At 73.0% G+C, this 16,234-nt stretch carries 14 protein-coding genes; 10 read left to right on the top strand and 4 right to left on the bottom strand.

Features of this window, described 5'->3' with window-relative positions:
- Positions 1-43 precede the first annotated feature (43 nt).
- Positions 44-1,774 (bottom strand): bifunctional 3'-5' exonuclease/DNA polymerase, encoded by a 1,731-nt coding sequence (locus tag ABFY07_RS17975; RefSeq protein WP_346175462.1) that lies wholly within the window; start codon positions 1,772-1,774, stop codon positions 44-46.
- Positions 1,775-1,998: 224 nt separating this feature from the next.
- Between ABFY07_RS17975 and ABFY07_RS17970 the strand changes: the two genes are divergently transcribed.
- Positions 1,999-2,223 carry a DUF397 domain-containing protein gene (locus ABFY07_RS17970; protein ID WP_065961482.1) on the top strand — a complete coding sequence of 75 codons (225 nt, stop codon included), beginning with the start codon at positions 1,999-2,001 and terminating at the stop codon, positions 2,221-2,223.
- Between the two features lie 90 nt (positions 2,224-2,313).
- Positions 2,314-3,465, top strand: a complete 1,152-nt coding sequence (locus ABFY07_RS17965) for a site-2 protease family protein (RefSeq protein ID WP_346175461.1) — start codon at positions 2,314-2,316, stop codon at positions 3,463-3,465.
- 135 nt (positions 3,466-3,600) lie between these two features.
- On the opposite strand, the gene ABFY07_RS17960 is transcribed toward ABFY07_RS17965, so the two are convergent.
- Positions 3,601-4,104, bottom strand: coding sequence for an ATP-binding protein (locus ABFY07_RS17960; RefSeq protein WP_346175460.1), 504 nt, complete (start codon positions 4,102-4,104; stop codon positions 3,601-3,603).
- A gap of 305 nt (positions 4,105-4,409) precedes the next feature.
- Between ABFY07_RS17960 and ABFY07_RS17955 the strand changes: the two genes are divergently transcribed.
- The 3 genes from ABFY07_RS17955 to ABFY07_RS17945 all read left to right on the top strand — a co-directional run bounded on the left by ABFY07_RS17955 (position 4,410) and on the right by ABFY07_RS17945 (position 7,541).
- Positions 4,410-5,273 (top strand): helix-turn-helix domain-containing protein, encoded by an 864-nt coding sequence (locus ABFY07_RS17955; protein ID WP_346175459.1) that lies wholly within the window; start codon positions 4,410-4,412, stop codon positions 5,271-5,273.
- A gap of 123 nt (positions 5,274-5,396) precedes the next feature.
- Positions 5,397-6,854, top strand: a complete 1,458-nt coding sequence (locus ABFY07_RS17950; protein WP_346175458.1) for an aldehyde dehydrogenase family protein — start codon at positions 5,397-5,399, stop codon at positions 6,852-6,854.
- A 126-nt stretch (positions 6,855-6,980) separates the two neighbouring features.
- A complete protein-coding gene (locus tag ABFY07_RS17945; RefSeq protein WP_346175457.1) occupies positions 6,981-7,541 on the top strand; it encodes a DinB family protein in 561 nt (186 codons plus the stop codon).
- A gap of 43 nt (positions 7,542-7,584) precedes the next feature.
- Here ABFY07_RS17945 and ABFY07_RS17940 read toward each other — a convergent pair whose 3' ends face one another.
- On the bottom strand, positions 7,585-10,056 hold the full coding sequence (locus ABFY07_RS17940; RefSeq protein ID WP_346175456.1) for an ABC transporter permease: 2,472 nt from the start codon (positions 10,054-10,056) through the stop codon (positions 7,585-7,587).
- Entirely contained in the window at positions 10,050-10,808 is a 759-nt protein-coding gene (locus ABFY07_RS17935; protein ID WP_346175455.1) for an ABC transporter ATP-binding protein, read from the bottom strand. Before ABFY07_RS17935 ends, ABFY07_RS17940 begins: the two co-directional genes overlap by 7 nt.
- Positions 10,809-10,941: 133 nt before the next feature.
- Between ABFY07_RS17935 and ABFY07_RS17930 the strand changes: the two genes are divergently transcribed.
- The 5 genes from ABFY07_RS17930 to ABFY07_RS17910 all read left to right on the top strand — a co-directional run bounded on the left by ABFY07_RS17930 (position 10,942) and on the right by ABFY07_RS17910 (position 16,182).
- A complete protein-coding gene (locus tag ABFY07_RS17930; RefSeq protein ID WP_346175454.1) occupies positions 10,942-12,450 on the top strand; it encodes a sensor histidine kinase in 1,509 nt (502 codons plus the stop codon).
- The gene (locus tag ABFY07_RS17925) at positions 12,423-13,082 is read left to right on the top strand and encodes a LuxR C-terminal-related transcriptional regulator (protein WP_346175453.1); all 660 of its coding nucleotides are present in this window, start codon (positions 12,423-12,425) and stop codon (positions 13,080-13,082) included. The genes ABFY07_RS17930 and ABFY07_RS17925 overlap by 28 nt, the downstream gene beginning before the upstream one ends.
- 313 nt (positions 13,083-13,395) lie before the next feature.
- Positions 13,396-14,088, top strand: a complete 693-nt coding sequence (locus ABFY07_RS17920; protein ID WP_346175452.1) for a PadR family transcriptional regulator — start codon at positions 13,396-13,398, stop codon at positions 14,086-14,088.
- 220 nt (positions 14,089-14,308) lie between these two features.
- Positions 14,309-15,301, top strand: coding sequence for an ATP-binding cassette domain-containing protein (locus ABFY07_RS17915; protein WP_346175527.1), 993 nt, complete (start codon positions 14,309-14,311; stop codon positions 15,299-15,301).
- A gap of 128 nt (positions 15,302-15,429) precedes the next feature.
- Positions 15,430-16,182, top strand: coding sequence for an ABC transporter permease (locus tag ABFY07_RS17910; RefSeq protein ID WP_346175526.1), 753 nt, complete (start codon positions 15,430-15,432; stop codon positions 16,180-16,182).
- Positions 16,183-16,234: the final 52 nt, after the last annotated feature.

Here is a 16,234-nt window from a genome sequence, read left to right as displayed (position 1 = left end):
GGCCAGTCCTGGCGTCGGGGCCGGGCCGGGGCCGGGGCCGGGGCTAGGCGCTGGCGTCGGCGTAGTCCTTGGTGTCCGGGGAGTCCTTGGCGTCCGCGTAGCACTCCACGGCGGCCGTCGTGAGCGGGAACCGCACGGGCGTCTCGCCGAAGGCGACGCGCCCGGCCGTCTCGCCTGCCGCGGCGATCGCCGCCCGCACCTCGGGGACCTCCTCGGCCGGGCAGTGCACGATGACCTCGTCGTGCTGGAAGAAGACCAGCTCCGCGCGGAGCCCCGCCCGGGCCAGCGACTGCCGCAGCGCGGCGAGCATCAGCACCGCCCAGTCGGCGGCGCTGCCCTGGACGACGAAGTTACGGGTGAACCGGCCCCGGGCGCGGGCACCGGCCGTGCTGCCGTACGTGGGCTCGTCCTCCTGGTCGCGGGGCAGGCCCGCCTCGTCGGCCGGGTCCGCCGACGAGGCCGCGGGTGGGCAGGTGCGGCCCAGCCAGGTGCGGACCAGCCGCCCTTCCTCGCCCGCGCGGGCCGCCTCGTCCACGTACGCCACGGCCGCGGGGAAGCGGCGCCGCAGGGCCGCGAGGTGCTTGAGGCCGTCGCCCGAGGTCTGCCCGTAGATCGCGCCGAGGAGCGCGAGCTTGGCCTGGTCGCGCCGGCCGGAGAAGGCGCGGTCGGACAGCGTCGCGTACAGGTCCCGGCCGGTGCCCGCGACGTCCATCAGGCCCCGGTCGCGGGAGATGGCGGCCAGCACGCGCGGCTCCATCTGGTCGGCGTCGGCGACCACCAGCCGCCACCCCTCGTCGGCGACCACCGCGCGCCGCACCACCTTGGGGATCTGCAGCGCCCCGCCGCCGTTGGTGGTCCAGCGGCCGGAGACCGTGCCGCCGGGCAGGTATTCGGGGCGGAAGCGGCCGTCCCGCACCCAGGACTGCAGCCACGCCCAGCCGTGCGCGGTGTGCAGGCGGTAGAGCTTCTTGTAGCGCAGCAGCGGCTCGACGGCGGGGTGGTCGATGCCCCGCAGCTCCCAGGCGCGGGTGGAGCCGAGCGCGATGCCCTCGCGCGCGAACGCCTTGACGACCTCGGCGGGCAGATCGGGCCGCACCCGTACGCCGCCGAAGGCGCGGGAGACCTCGTCGGCCAGCTCGGCCAGCCGCTGCGGCTCCAGGCCGCCCGGGTAACGCTCACCGAGCAGCTCGTCCAGCAGCTCGCGGTGGCGGTCGGCCCGCCAGGGGACCCCGGCGCGCCGCATCTCGGCGGCGACCAGCGTCCCGGCCGACTCGGCGGCGGTCAGCAGCCGCATCCGGCCGGGGTGCTCGGCCGCGTCCGTACGGGCCAGCTGTCCGGCGTAGACCGCCAGCAGCGCGTCGAGGGCGTCGGTGCCCGGCGGCAGCGGCACGGGGCCGGGCTCGAAGAGCGACGGCTGGGTCTCGGCCGCCCGCACCGGCGGGTCGTCGGGGACCGGCAGGCCGCGCAGCCGCGCCCACGCCGCGGCGAGCGAGCGCGGCTCGCCGGAACGGCCCTCATGGCCCAGCAGCAGCGCCTCGGCGGCCTCCATGTCGTAGCACCGCTCGACGCGCACGCCGGCGGCGAGCAGGCGCGGGTAGAGCTCGGAGGTCGACCGCCACACCCAGCGCTCGGCCTCCGGCCGGGACCGTACGGCCTCGACGACGCCGCCGGCCGCGGCCGGGACCTCGGTCACCGGACCGGCGGCCCGCCCGGCGGGGTCGAGCGGGCAGAGACGAGCACCCCCGTCGCCCGTCTCCGCCACCGCCCATCTCATGCCGGTGAGTGTGACAGGGGGGTACGACAACGCTTCTCGTCCGGTGATCAACGGGTGAGCGCCTGGATACGCATGGTGCACGTGCATCTGCTGATGCATATGGCAGTGCATTTGCGCACTCGAATGCTCATGCATTTGCAGAACAACAGGGTTATGATCCGGGTCAGTTGACAGCTGCACCAAACCAGTGGAGAAGCCCTGTGCGCGACCACCCGTACAACGGCATGGCGGCCGCGGACCTTCAGGGGGCCGCCTGGCAGAAGAGCAGCCACAGCAATTCTCAGGGATCGTGCGTCGAGTTCGCCAAATTGCCGGGCGGGCATGTCGCCGTGCGGAACTCCCGCTATCCGGACGGTCCGGCCCTCATTTACACCCCGGCCGAGGTCCAGGCGATGCTGCTCGGCATCAAGGACGGCGAATTCGACCATCTGGTGGGGGACCCGGCCTGACGCCGCCCGCGAGCCGACACCGCCCCGGTGAGCGACACTGGTAGGTGGGTGCGATGCCCGGCTGGCCGAGACGGCTGGGGTGAGACGGCGATGAATGGGTCGGTGCGCGTCGGACAGGTCTTCGGGGTGCCGCTGCGGTTGCACTGGAGCGCCCCGGTACTGGTGGCTCTGCTCGCTTACGGGCTGGGCCACGAGACGCTCCCGGCCTGGACCCCGGGCCACTCGAGCGCCGTCTACGCGATCGCCAGCGTGATCGGGGCCGCGTTGCTGATGGGGAGCCTGCTGCTGCACGAGGCCGCGCACGCGGTCGCCGCCCGCAGCAAGGGCGTCTCGGTCGAGGATGTGACGGTGTGGGCGCTGGGCGGCATGACCCAGATGGGACGGCCGCGCACCGCCGGGGTGGCTCTGCTCGTGGCCGTCAGCGGCCCGGCGACCAGCCTGGTGATCGGGGGTGCCGCGATCGGGGCGGGGATCGGGGCGCATGGGCTGATCGGCTGGGGGGTGCCCGCGGCGCTGCTGGTGTGGCTGGGGTGGGCCAATCTGCTGCTGGGGGTCTTCAATCTGCTGCCCGCCGCGCCCCTGGACGGGGGGCGGGTGGTGCAGGCGGTGCTGTGGTGGCGCACGGGGGACCGGGAGCGTTCCGAGCGGGCGGCGGGCCGCAGCGGACAGATCTTCGGCATGGCGATGATCGCCTTCGGCTGGGTGTCGTTCGTACGCGGCAACACGGGCGGTCTGTGGTTCGCGCTCATCGGTCTCTTCATGGTGGTCGTCGCCAACGCGGAGCGGCGCCGCGCCACTGTCAACGAGGCGCTGCGCGGGGTGCGGGTGGCGGATGCCATGTCCCACCCGGTGGCGGCCGGGGCCGACTGGCTGACCGTGGACCGCTTCATCGACGAGGTGGCGACGCCCGCCCGGCACTCGGTACTGCCGGTCGTCGACTTCGAGGGCCGGCCGAGCGGGGTGGTGAGTCTGCGCGGCCTCGCGGCGGTGCCCCGCGAGGGGCGGGGGGACCGGCGGGTGCGGGATGTGGCCACCCCGGTCTCCCGGTGCACGCTCGCCGTGCCGGGCGATCTTCTGAACGAGGTCATGGAGCGGGAGGCGCGGCCCGGGGCCGGGCTGCCGATCCTGGTCGTCGACCACGGTCATCTGGAGGGGATCGTCACCGCGCACGATGTGACCCGGCTCTTCCAACTGCACGCACTGGGCATGCCGGCCGCGCGGCCGAAATCCAGCCCTCTGTGACCCGGCTCAGCCCCCTGGGATCCGGCGCAGCCCTCTCTGACCCGGCGCAGGCCCCTGTGATCCGGCCCTCCTGCGGGCGGGTACGGCCGGGGCGTGGCGACCGGCTGGTGCGCGTGCGCGTGTGCGTGTGCGTGGCTAGCGTGTGCGCGGCAGCAGGAACAGCGCCCAGACGACCTTGCCGCGCAGGGTGCCGGCCAGCCGGTGCCAGCCCCAGTCGTCGGTGAAGGACTCCACGAGACACAGGCCCCTGCCCGACTCCTCGCTCAGGTCGGCCTCGCCGGCCACGGGGCTCTTCTCGCTCGGGTCCCGCACCGCGCACACCAGACGCGAGTGCCAGCGCATCAGATGGAGGCGGACCTGGGTCTCGGGCTCAGCGCCGGGCGGGCTGTCCGGGCGGACGCCGGGGACGGCGTGGCGCAGGGCGTTGGTCACCAGCTCGGAGACGACCAGGGCCACCTCGTCGAACAGCTCCGGGAGTTCCCACTGTTCCAGCGTGGCCCCGGTGAACCGCCGGGCGCCCTTGACCGCGTCGAAGCGGGCGGGCAGCGAGCAGGACGCGGAACCGGATACGCCGGGGGCGTCGATCGGCTGGAGCCCCCGCCACACGGGCTCCAGCATGGTCGATCCTTCGGTCCCCATGCGAGCACTCCTGCATCCGTGGCCCTGACGAATCCTGGCCAGATCTCGTACGAGCTTGCACGTGCGCAAGACCTATGGTTCCGAATGCGCACAACGGATGCAAGGGCAGATGCACGTGCACGCAGCATTTTTGAGACTATGTACCCAACTTCGACACAGATTCTCCCTACGCCCACTTGCGTACGCCCCACACTTGAGTAACGACATGTGCACAGGGCGGAGCCTGAACAGTGGCAGACTTCGGCCTCAGGGCTGCGGGGGGTCGCCTTCGGAAGGGTGCGTTCCGTACAGGGAGGGTCGCAGACATGAGCGCAAGCGAGTCGAGCGGATCGGTGGTGCGCCGGATTCTCCTGGGCTCCCAGCTCAGGCGGTTGCGCGAGTCCCGTGGCATCACGCGGGAAGCGGCGGGCTATTCCATCCGGGCCTCCGAATCCAAGATCAGCCGGATGGAGTTGGGCCGGGTGAGCTTCAAGGCGCGCGACATCGAGGACCTGCTCACGCTCTACGGGGTCACGGACGAGGCCGAGCGCGCGTCCCTGCTGGGCCTGGCTCGCGAGGCCAATGTCGCGGGCTGGTGGCACAGCTACGGCGATGTGCTGCCGAACTGGTTCCAGACGTACGTCGGCCTGGAGGGTTCCGCCTCGCACATCGCCTGCTACGAGGTGCAGTTCGTGCACGGCCTGCTGCAGACCGAGGGCTATGCCCACGCCGTCGTCACCCGGGGCCAGCCACAGGCCTCCCGGGCCGAGGTGGAGCGTCGGGTCGCGCTGCGGCTGGAGCGGCAGAAGCTGCTGGTCTCCGAGCGGGCGCCGGCCTTCCATGTGGTGCTCGACGAGGCCGCGCTGCACCGGCCCTACGGCGGGCGGGCCGTGATGCGGGCCCAGCTCCAGCACCTCATCGCGGTCTCCGAGCAGCCCAATGTCACGCTGCAGGTGATGCCCTTCTCCTTCGGCGGACACGCCGGGGAGAGTGGGGCGTTCACCCTGCTGCGCTTCCCGGAGTCCGACCTGCCGGACATCGTCTATCTGGAACAGCTCACCAGCGCGCTCTACCTCGACAAACCCGAGGAAGTGGGGCAGTACCGGCGGGTGTTGGAGCGGCTGAGCGAGGACGGTCTGTCCGAGGAGAAGAGCCGTGACGTGCTGCGGGGGCTCCTCCAAGACCGTTGACACGTCAGTAAGATGACGTTCTGTCAGTAGTTCGGTTCTGTCAGTTCTGCCAGTTCTCTCAGCGAGTCCCCCATGCGTACGTGGGGTCGGTAAACGGTACCCCGTCCTCCAGATAGGGATGGCATGTCCTACTTCTCCGAGTTGGCCTTTCAGTACATCGACGGTGAGTGGCGGACCGGCAGCGGTTCCTGGGACATCGTCGACTTCAACCCCTACAACGGGGAGAAGCTCGCCTCCATCACCGTGGCCACCGTCCAGGAGGTCGACCTGGCCTACCGCGCCGCCGAGCGGGCGCAGCCGGAGTGGGGCGGCACCAATCCGTACACCCGGCGCCTGGTCTTCGAGCGGGCTCTGCGGATCATCGAGGACCGCGAGAAGGAGCTCACGGAGGCGATCATCGCGGAGTGCGGTGGTACGCATGTGAAGGCGGGGTTCGAGCTGCATCTCGCCAAGGAGTTCCTGCGTGAGGCGGTACATCTGGCGCTGCGGCCGGAGGGCCGCATCCTGCCGTCGCCGGTCGACGGCAAGGAGAACCGCCTCTACCGGCTGCCGGTCGGTGTGGTCGGGGTCATCAGCCCGTTCAACTTCCCCTTCCTGTTGTCGCTCAAGTCGGTCGCGCCGGCCCTCGCGCTGGGCAACTCCGTGGTGCTCAAGCCCCACCAGAACACTCCGATCTGCGGGGGCGGGCTGGTCGCCAAGGTCTTCGAGGACGCCGGGCTGCCCGCCGGGCTGCTCAATGTCGTGGTCACCGATATCGCTGAGATCGGCGACGCCCTGATCGAGCACCCGGTGCCCAAGGTCATCTCCTTCACGGGCTCGGACAAGGTCGGCCGCCATGTCGCCACCGTCGCGGCCTCCCACTTCAAGCGCTCCGTCCTGGAACTGGGCGGCAACAGCGCCCTGGTCGTCCTCGACGACGCCGATGTGGACTACGCGGTCGACGCCGCCGTCTTCAGCCGCTTCGTCCATCAGGGCCAGGTCTGCATGGCCGCGAACCGGGTGCTCGTGGACCGTCGGATCGAGCGCGAGTTCACCGAGAAGTTCGTGGCCAAGGTCGAGTCGCTGCGGGTCGGCGATCCGAGCGACCCGACGACGCACATCGGCCCGCTGATCAATGAGGGCCAGGCCGAGGCCGTCGGCGCGCTCGTCGAGCAGACCGTCGCCGAGGGCGCCACCGCGCTGGTGCGCGGGCGGACCAACGGCACGCTCGTCGAGCCCAGCGTGCTCACCGGGGTCGCGGAGGACGCCGCGATCCTCGGCCAGGAGATCTTCGGCCCGGTGGTGCTGCTGATCCCCTTCGATGGGGACGAGGAGGCCATCCGGATCGCCAACGCCACCGAGTACGGGCTCAGCGGCGCCGTGCACACCGGCGACGTCGAGCGCGGGGTGCGCTTCGCGAAGCGCGTGCGCACCGGCATGATCCACGTCAACGACAGCACGGTCCACGACGAGCCGATCGTGCCCTTCGGAGGCGAGAAGAACTCCGGGCTCGGGCGGCTCAACGGCGACTCCTTCGTCGAGGACTTCACCACCACCAAATGGATCTCCGTTCAGTACGGCCGCAGCCAGTTCCCGTTCTGAGCCGAGGCGTCGGGTGAGTCGAGGACAGAAGCCGAACGAGTTGAGGACAGAAGCTGACCGCAAGGGTCCGTAACGTCGGAGACATCGGGAGACGGAACTCCCGAAGGACCGACGAAAGGCGGACCCATGCCCACTCTGGTGAACCAGGAAGCCCGTGGAGACGAGGCCGGAGCCCTCCTGGGCTTCCTCGACGCCCAGCGCGGTGCCATCCGCCGGACGCTGCACGGCCTCACCGACGAGCAGGCGCTGCTCAAGCCGTCCGCGAGCGAGCTGTCGCTGTTCGCCCTCCTCAAGCATGTCGCCGAGGTCGAGCAGGGCTGGGTCGAGAACGCCAAGCAGGTGCCGTACTCCATTCCGCGCGACCACACCACCTGGCACCTGAGCTTCGAGCCCGAGGAGGGGCGGGCCACGGTCAAGGAGGTGCTGGCCTTCTGGGACGAGGTCGCGGCGGACACCGAGAAGTTCATCCGCTCCCTGCCCGACCTGGACGGAACCTTCCCGCTGCCGAAGGCACCGTGGTTCCCCCCGGGCAGCGTGCGCTCCATCCGCTTCATGCTGCTGACCCTGATCCAGGAGATCGCCCGGCACGCCGGTCACGCCGACATCATCCGCGAGACCATCGACGGCAAGACCGCCTTCGAGCTCATCGACGCGATCGCGGCGGAGGAGAGCGGTACGGCCCGGTAGCAGACGGGGCCCGGTAGCAGACCGGAGCGGCCCGGCACCCGGCTCACCCTCGCGGGGTGAGCCGGGGCCGCAGCGCGCACCAGGCGGGCAGGACGGAGGAGACCACCGCCAGCAGCGCGCAGGCGGCCGCCGCCGCGCCCACCGCGTCCCAGGGCACCGCGAGCGAGGCCGGTACCGACAGCCGCGCCAGCGCGCCCCACAGGCCGAGCAGTTGCACCCCGGCCACGGCCGCCCCGAGCAGCGCGCCCACGGCGACGGTCAGCACCGCCTCGGCCGCCACGGCGCCCAGCACCTGGGCTCTGGTGGCGCCGGCCAGCCGCAGCGCGGTCAGCTCGGGTATTCGGTCGGAGGTGGCCATGACCAGCGTGCCCGCGAGCGCTATGCCCGCGTAGACCAGGGCGATGCCGACCACCACCAGCAGGCCGAGCCGGGTCTGCGGGCTCGTCCGGGGGTGGACGGCCTCCGCCCAGGCGTCCGGGGTGAGCACCCGCCCGCCCTCGGACCGCACCGCGGCCCGCAGCCCCTTGGCGACGGCGGCCGCGTCGGCCCCGGGCCGCAGCCGCACCTCGATCCTGTCCACCGCGGCGCCGCGCGCGTTGCGCCAGGTGACATACGCGCCGTTGTCACCGGTGCCGGTCCCCAGCACGGCCACGATCCGCAGCGTCGCCTTGCGGCCGTCGCCCAGCCAGACGGTGACGCGCCGCCCGACGGTGGGCCGCTCCCACTCCTCATTGACCACGATGCCCCAGTCGTCCAGGTCACGGACCGACCCGGCGACCACGGGCAGCCGCCCGACGGCCGCGAGCCGGGCCGGATCCACCGCCCGCGCCGCCGACCTGACCAGCGCCGACTCGCCGTCGCGGGCGAACACGGCGGTGCCGCCGGACGGGGACGCCAGCGCCCCGGGGACATCGGCCACGCGCCGCGCCGCGGCCGCGCTCAGCCCCTCGGAACCCTCCCGCGCCGTGACCACGAAGTCGGCGCGGGTCTGCGCGCGCAGCTCCGCCGCCTTGGCCTGGCTCACCGTCGCGGCCGCGCCCAGCAGCGATCCGGTCAGCGCGACCGTGATCAGGACCGGCGCGGCCACGGACGCGGTGCGCCGCACCCCCGCCGAGGCGCCCTCCCGGGCCAGCATTCCCGCCGCACCGGGCAGCCGGGCGGGGAGCCCGCCCAGCGCGCGCACCACCGGCCGCACCAGCAGGGGCGCCAGCAGGCCGACCGCGGTGATCAGCACCATGGGCCCGGTGGTGTAGGTCTTCCGCTTGAGCAGCTCGCCCGGGTCGTCGACCAGCGTCCACCCCAGCATCGCCACCCCCGCCAGCAGCAGCCCGCCGCCCAGCAGCCGGCGGGGGAGCGGCATGGTCCCGCGGTCCACGGCGGCCTCGCGCAGCGCCTCGGCCGGCTCGACCCGCCCGGCGCGCACCGCCGCGGCCCACACGCCCGCGAGCGCCACCAGCAGGCCGGTCCAGAAGGCCACGGGAAGCGGCCAGAAGTGGTCCTCGACGGTGAACCAGTCGGGCGCCATCCCGCCCTCCACCAAGCGGCGGGCGAGCCATGGCGCCCCCCAGGTGCCCAGCGCGCAGCCCGCGGCCGAGGCCAGGACCCCCACCGCCGCGGCCTCGGCGAAGACCACCCGCCTGAGCTGGCCGGGAGTGGCCCCCGCCATGCGCAGCAGGCCGAACTCCCGGCGCCGCTGGGCCACCGCGAAGGCGAAGGTGGAGGCGACCACGAAGACGGAGACGAAACCGGTCACCCCGGCGGCGGTGCCGAGCAGCGCGTTGACCGTGACCAGGGCCCGGTCGTCCCGGTCCGGGTCGGGGTCGGCCCGCCGGCGCTCCGCGCCGGTGAGCACCCGCACCCCGGGCGTGCCCGCCACCGCTGCGCGCACCTTCGCGGCGGGGGCGCGCACCACCAGCGCGTCGACCCGGGGCGAGATCCGGGCGGCCTCGGTGTCCGAGAAGAACACCGCGCTCTCGAAGGCCGACCGGGGGACCAGGCCCACCACCACGCGGGTGCGGCGGCCTTCGGCGGTCGTCACGCCGATCCGGTCGCCGACCTCGGCGGCGCCGCTCGCGACGACGATCTCCCCGGCCCGCTCCGGAGCCCGGCCGGCGGTCAGCCGGTAGGGGGTGAAGGCCGCGGCGGACCAGGGATGGCCGACGCTGCCCCCCGGAAGCGCCCCGGAGCCCACGGGGAAGGTGCGGTCCGGTGCCGCGGGGCCCAGCCGCCCCAGCCGCGCCACCAGCTCGGGCGGCACCGGGCGGGGGTGGGCCAGTGGTGCCGTCACCTTCTCGGTGGCCGGCCCGCGCCGCACGGGGACGGTGAGGGTGTCGGCGCCGCGCACCACCACCGGCGCGGCGGCGAACCGCTCCGGGCCCCGCTCGGGGGCGCCCAGCGTGGAGGCCAGGGCCAGGCACATGGTGGCGATCAGCGCCACCCCGAGGGCCAGGGCGACGAACGTGCCCACGAGCGTGGTCCACCGGGTCCGCAGCCCGCCGAGCGTCATCGTCAGCACGGGACCGTCTCCAGCCGGGTCATCCGGGCGGACACCTGCTCGGCGGTCGGCTCCTGCAGCTCTCCGCTCACCCGCCCGTCGACCAGGAAGACCACCCGGTCCGCGTACGAGGCGGCGACCGGGTCGTGGGTGACCATGACAACGGTCTGCCCCTCGACGTCGACCAGCTCCCGCAGCAGCCGCAGGACATCGCGGCTGGTGGCGGAGTCCAGGGCGCCGGTCGGCTCGTCGCCGAAGAGCACCTGGGGCCTGGTGATCAGGGCGCGGGCGAGCGCCACGCGCTGCTGCTGGCCGCCGGACAGCTCGCCGGGCCGGTGGCCGGCCCGCTCCGCCAGCCCGACCCGGCCCAGCGCCTGCCGTATCTCCGCGCGCGCGGGGGCCCGGCCGGCCAGCCGCAGCGGCAGCGCGACATTCTGCGCGGCGGTCAGCGACGGCAGCAGGTTGAAGGACTGGAAGACGAAGCCGATCCGCTCGCGGCGCAGCCGCGTCAGCCGGGTCTGGCTCAGCCCCTCCAGCGGGGTGCCGCCGATCGAGACCGAGCCCGAGGTGGGCCGGTCCAGGCCCGCCGCACACTGCAGGAGCGTGGACTTGCCGGAGCCGGAGGGGCCCATGACGGCGGTGAAGCTGCCCGCGGGGAAGGAGAGGCTGACGTCGTCGAGCGCCGTCACCCCGCCGGCGCCGGGGCCGGAGTCGTAGCGGCGGGTCACCCGCCGGAGCCGGACGGCGGCCGGGTCCAGGTCAGTTTGTGTCATGCCGTCCAGACAACCGGCTCCGGCCCGCCGGTTCACGACCACTGGGCATAGTTCCGGGGTATGGCCAGCCATACCCCCAAGACGCCTACTGGACCAACTGTGGCGGGGTGTTGCCGGACCGTACCGTTCTCGCATGTCCCCACAAAATCTCCGGCAGGCGCTGTACGAGTCCGGCTATCTGCGTTCCGCCTGGCCCTGGCGCGCGGTGCTGTATCTGCTGAGCAGCGCACCCGTCGGGCTGGTGGCGCTGCTGGGCATCGTCGTCTTCGCGCTGGCCGGCGGGGTGCTGACGATTCTCGTGGTCGGGCTGGCCCTGCTGGCGGCGCTGGGGCTGGCCGGGGTGCCGGTCGGCGCGATCGAGCGCCGCCGGCTGCGGCTGGTCGACAACAGCCCGGCCCGCAGCCCGCACCGCACACCGGACGAGCCGGGTTTCCTCGCGTGGGCGCGCGTGCGGTATCAGGAGCGGGCGACCTGGTACGAGCTGGCGTACACGGTGCTGTTCGCGTTCGGCCTGTGGATGGCGGACGGTCTGGCCCTGCTGGGCGGGCTGGGGGCGCCCCTGGCGATGATGGCCACCCCGGTGCTGCTGGCCCTGGACGGCGGCGGCCAGGCCCAGGTGCTCAAGTACTGGTCCGTCACCTCCTATTCGGAGGCGGCAGGGTGGGCCCTCGGCGGGGCCATGCTGCTCCCGGTGGCCCTGTACTGCGTGGGCACCTTCGCCGGGCTCCGTGCCGCCTTCGCCCATCTGCTGCTCGTGGGCCCCGACGACGCGTTGCGCGAGGAGCTCGGGGAGGTGTCCCGGTCGCGGGCCCGGTTGGTGCACGCCTTCGAGGCGGAGCGCCGGCGCATAGAGCGGGATCTGCACGACGGCGCCCAGCAGCGGCTGGTGGCGCTCACCATGACGCTGGGCCTGGCGCGGCTGGACGCCCCGCCGGGACCGCTGGCCGACCAGCTGGCCAAGGCGCACGACGAGGCGGGCAAGGTGCTGGCCGAGCTGAGGGAGCTGATTCACGGAATACACCCCCAAGTGCTGGCCGACCGGGGCTTGGAGGCGGCGCTGGAGGACGCCGCGGACCGTTCGCCGGTGCCCGTTCTGGTGAATGCCTCGGGGCTCGGCCGGCTGCCCGAACCGGTCGAGAAGGCCGCGTACTTCGTGGTCTGCGAGGCGCTGGCCAATGTCGCCAAGCACAGCGGTGCCGCGCTGGCCGAGGTCGGCGCCGAGGTGCGGGACGGCGCGCTGTTCGTGTCCGTCGTGGACGACGGAGTGGGCGGCGCGGTGCTCCGGCGGGGTGGCTCGGACGGTGGCGGGAGCGGTCGCTGGGGCGGGGATGCGGACGGTGGCGGCGGCCGGGCCGGTGTTTCGGGCGGTGGCTGGGGCGGCGGCCGGGCCGGTGTTTCGGGCGGTGGCTGGGGCGGCGGCCGGCGCGGTGTTTCGGGCGGGGGTTCGGGTGGTGGTTCGGGCAGCGGGGATGCGGGCGGCCGGCCCGGGGTCGGCGGGTCGCGGCCCGGGGGCAGCGGGCTGACCGGCCTGTCCGACCGGGTGGCCGCGCTCAATGGCACACTGACGCTTTCCAGCCCGCCTGGCGGGCCGACGATTCTGGGCGTGGAGATACCGTGCGAGCCGGTCGAAGTCTTCGGCTAGTCCTGGCAGAGGACAGTGTGCTGCTGCGTGAGGGCCTGGTGGGGCTGCTGGAGCGGTTCGGGCACGAGGTCGCCGCGGCCGTCGGTGACGCGCCCGCGCTGCGGGCGGCGGTCGCCTCATGCTCCCCGGACCTCGTGGTCACCGATGTGCGGATGCCGCCGGGGCAGAGCGACGAGGGGCTGCGGGCGGCGGTCGCCCTGCGCAAGGAGCGGCCGGGGCTGCCGGTCCTGGTGCTGAGCCAGTATGTCCAGCGCACATACGCGACCGAGCTGCTGGACTCCGGGGACGGCACGGCGGTGGGCTATCTGCTCAAGGATCGGGTGGGGCAGGTCGAGGAGTTCATGAACGCGCTGTGCCGGGTGGCGGACGGTGGCACGGTCGTCGACCCGGAGGTGGTGCGCCAGTTGTTCCGCCGCCGACGCGACCCGCTGGAGCGGCTCACCTCGCGGGAGCGGGAGGTGCTGGCGCTGGTGGCCGAGGGCAAGTCGAACGCGGCGATCGCCCGCGAGCTGGTCGTCTCCGAGGCGGCGGTGGGCAAGCACATCGGCAACATCCTGGGCAAGCTCGACCTGCCCCCCGGCGAGGACACCCACCGCCGCGTCCTCGCGGTCCTGGCGTTCCTCCGGGCCTAGGAGCGTCCCGTGGATCAGGCTGGGCCCAGGAGAGACCGGGCCGGGAAGAGGCCGGGCCGGGAAGAGGCGGGGCCGGGAAGAGGCGGGGCCGGGAAGAGGCGGGGCCGGGAAGAGACCGGGCCGGGAAGAGGCGGGGCCAGGGAGAGGCCGGGTCGGGAAGAGGCCGGGTCGGGAAGAGACCGGGTCGGGAAGAGGCCGGGCCAGGGAGAGGCGGGGCCAGGGAGAGGCCCGGGCCCGGGGGGTGGTGGGGATGGCGCCGTCTAGCCTGGACAGCGGCGGTCTGTAAGGGGCCGGGAGGGAGAGAGGGCGGGCGATGTCAGCGATCCGGCTGCTGGTGCTGGGAGCGGTGCGCCAGCACGGGCGGGCCCACGGCTATCAGGTGCGCAACGACCTGGAGTTCTGGGGCGCCCATGAGTGGTCCAACGCCAAGCCCGGATCGATCTACCACGCGCTCAAACAGATGGCCAAGCAGGGGCTGCTGCTCGCCCATGACATCGCGCCGAGCACGGTGGGCGGCCCGCCGCGCACCGAGTACGAGCTGACCGACAGGGGGGAGGAGGAGTACTTCCGGCTGCTGCGCGACTCGTTGGTGCGCCATGATCAGAAGATCGACGAGCTGACGGCCGGGGTCGGCTTCCTGGTGGACCTTCCGCGTGCCGAGGCGATCTCCCTGCTGAAGGAGCGGGTGGCGGCGCTGGAGAAGTGGCGTGCCGAGGTCACCCAGCACTGGGTGGCGCCGCAGGAGACGCCCGACGCCTGGGGTCATATCGGGGAGATCATGCGGTTCTGGGTGCACTCGGCCGACAGTGGCGTGGAGTGGACGCGCGGGCTGATCGAGCGGCTCGAGGGCGGGGCGTATGTGATGGCGGGCGAGGGGAAGCGCTCGGTGGACGTGCTGATGGACAGCGCGGACAGCATGGGCAGCGCGGAAAGCAGGGACAGCGTGGAAAGCAGGGGCAGCGTGGACAGCGCAGATGGCGGGGACGCCGGCCCGCGCGGCGACTGACCAGCCGAGGGAAGCGACCAATGACATTGGCCTGGCACATCTAATCAAGTTTGACTAATGCGTGCCTCGGGAAGTACTTTGCCCGCTCTGAGTAATCAAACTTGACTACTCGCCTTACTGCTCGCCTTCTCGAAGGGGAGAGGAGAAGACCTTGGCCGACAGCGACACTCACAGCCACAGCGACACCCTCACCGGCAGCGACACCCACAGCGAACCCGCCATCGTCGTCGAGGGACTGCGGAAGGCGTATCGCGGCCAATGGGCCCTCGCCGGGCTCGACCTGACCGTCCCGTACGGCACGGTCCACGCCCTGCTGGGCCCCAATGGCGCCGGCAAGACCACCTCCGTACGGATCCTGTCCACGCTGCTGCGGCATGACGGAGGGCGCGCGGAGGTCGCCGGATACGACGTGCTGCGCCACCCCGACGAGGTCCGTTACCGCATCGGGCTGCTCGGCCAGCACGCCGCCCTGGACGAGTGTCTGAGCGGACGGCAGAACCTGGAGATGTTCGGCCGCCTCTACCACCTGGGAGCCCGCGGGGCCGCGCGCCGCGCGGACGAGCTTCTGGAGCGGTTCCACCTCGCCGACACCGGCCGTAAACCGGTCAGCCAGTACAGCGGGGGCATGCGGCGCAGGCTCGATCTGGCGGCCGGCCTGATCACCCGGCCGCGCGTGCTGTTCCTGGACGAGCCGACCACCGGGCTCGACCCGCGCGGCCGCGCCGAGGTGTGGACGGCGGTCCGGTCGCTGGTCGGCGGCGGCACCACGGTGCTGCTCACCACCCAGTACCTGGAGGAGGCCGACCAGCTCGCGGACCGCGTCTCCGTGATCGACGGCGGGCGGGTGATCGCGGAGGGCACGGCGGACGAGCTCAAGGCCCGGCTCGGCGGGGACCGGATCGAGGTGGTGGTTCGCCACACCGTTCAACTGGACGCCGCCGTCCCGCTGATCGCCGCCTCGGCCCGCGTCCGGGCCGAGGCCGTCGAGACCGACCCCGACAGCCGGCGGATCAGCGCGCCGGTCGCCGACCGCGTGGGCGCGCTCACCGAGACCGTACGGGCCCTGGAGGCGGCGCGGATCGAGGCGGAGGACATCGCGCTGCGCCGCCCCACCCTCGACGAGGTCTTTCTGCACCTCACCGGGAAGCGCGCCACCGGCAGCGAGGACAAGCAGACCGGCAGCGAGGACAAGCAGCAGGAGGCGGCCGCATGACCACCGCGACGCACCCCCCGACACGCCCCGGGCCCCGCCCCGGGGCCTACCGCGGGCCCCACCCCCCGACCTCCCCCGCGGCCGGCCGGGGCGGCCGGCTCGGGCGGGCCCTGACCGACGCGTGGACCATGACCCGGCGGGGCCTCGCCCACTGGGCGCGGCAGCCCGCCCAGCTGGTCGTCGGCCTGGTCTTCCCGGTGATGGTGCTGCTGATGTTCGCCTACTTCCTCGGCGGCGGCATGACCGTGCCGGGCGGCGGCGACTACAAGGAGTATCTGGTCCCCGGCATGCTCGCCCTCACCATGGCCTTCGGTCTGGAGTCCACGATGATCGCCGTGACCCAGGACCTCAACAAGGGCGTCATCGACCGCTTCCGGTCCATGCCCATCGCCCCCTCGGCCGTGCTGGTCGGGCGCAGCGCCCTGGACATGCTGCAGTCGGCGCTGGGCCTGCTGGTCCTCATCGGGACGGGCCTCGCGATGGGCTGGCGCTGGCACGGCGGCCTCGCCGACGCGTCGGCCGCGGTCGGGCTGCTGCTCCTGCTGCGCTTCGCCATGCTGTGGCTCGGCATCCACCTCGCCATGGTGGCGGGCCGCCCCGAGCTGGTGCAGGCGGTACAGGTCCTGATCTGGCCGGTGGGCTTCCTGTCGAACGTCTTCGCCGCGCCCGAGTCCATGCCGGGCTGGCTCGGCGCGATCGCGGACTGGAACCCGATGTCGGCGACGGCCACCGCGGTCCGCGAGCTGTTCGGAAGCCCTGGTCAGAACGGCGGTTCCTGGCCCGCGGACCACGCCCAACTGCTCGCCGTCTGCTGGCCGCTGGCGCTCCTCGCGGTCTTCTTCCCGCTGGCCGTGGGCCGTTACAAGGGCCTCAGCCGCTGACCGGAGTCCGGACACGCCCGAAAGGCGCGTGAGCCACACCATCACCCGCCAT

Source organism: Streptomyces sparsogenes subsp. cuspidosporus (assembly GCF_039532705.1).
GTDB classification, from domain to species: Bacteria; Actinomycetota; Actinomycetes; order Streptomycetales; family Streptomycetaceae; genus Streptomyces; species Streptomyces sparsogenes.
Note: the sequence above shows the minus strand (reverse complement) of the source record. Positions and strands in the feature narration are given on the sequence as shown.

What these genes read in the sequence shown, in the direction of transcription:
- ABFY07_RS17920 (WP_346175452.1), top strand. Translation starts at nt 13,396, where the DNA reads ATGTCAGCGATCCGGCTGCTGGTGCTGGGAGCGGTGCGCCAGCACGGG.
- ABFY07_RS17970 (WP_065961482.1), top strand. Translation starts at nt 1,999, where the DNA reads ATGGCGGCCGCGGACCTTCAGGGGGCCGCCTGGCAGAAGAGCAGCCAC.
- ABFY07_RS17955 (WP_346175459.1), top strand. Translation starts at nt 4,410, where the DNA reads ATGAGCGCAAGCGAGTCGAGCGGATCGGTGGTGCGCCGGATTCTCCTG.
- ABFY07_RS17965 (WP_346175461.1), top strand. Translation starts at nt 2,314, where the DNA reads ATGAATGGGTCGGTGCGCGTCGGACAGGTCTTCGGGGTGCCGCTGCGG.
- ABFY07_RS17960 (WP_346175460.1), bottom strand. Translation starts at nt 4,104, where the DNA reads ATGGGGACCGAAGGATCGACCATGCTGGAGCCCGTGTGGCGGGGGCTC.
- ABFY07_RS17930 (WP_346175454.1), top strand. Translation starts at nt 10,942, where the DNA reads ATGTCCCCACAAAATCTCCGGCAGGCGCTGTACGAGTCCGGCTATCTG.
- ABFY07_RS17935 (WP_346175455.1), bottom strand. Translation starts at nt 10,808, where the DNA reads ATGACACAAACTGACCTGGACCCGGCCGCCGTCCGGCTCCGGCGGGTG.
- ABFY07_RS17910 (WP_346175526.1), top strand. Translation starts at nt 15,430, where the DNA reads ATGACCCGGCGGGGCCTCGCCCACTGGGCGCGGCAGCCCGCCCAGCTG.
- ABFY07_RS17945 (WP_346175457.1), top strand. Translation starts at nt 6,981, where the DNA reads ATGCCCACTCTGGTGAACCAGGAAGCCCGTGGAGACGAGGCCGGAGCC.
- ABFY07_RS17950 (WP_346175458.1), top strand. Translation starts at nt 5,397, where the DNA reads ATGTCCTACTTCTCCGAGTTGGCCTTTCAGTACATCGACGGTGAGTGG.
- ABFY07_RS17975 (WP_346175462.1), bottom strand. Translation starts at nt 1,774, where the DNA reads ATGAGATGGGCGGTGGCGGAGACGGGCGACGGGGGTGCTCGTCTCTGC.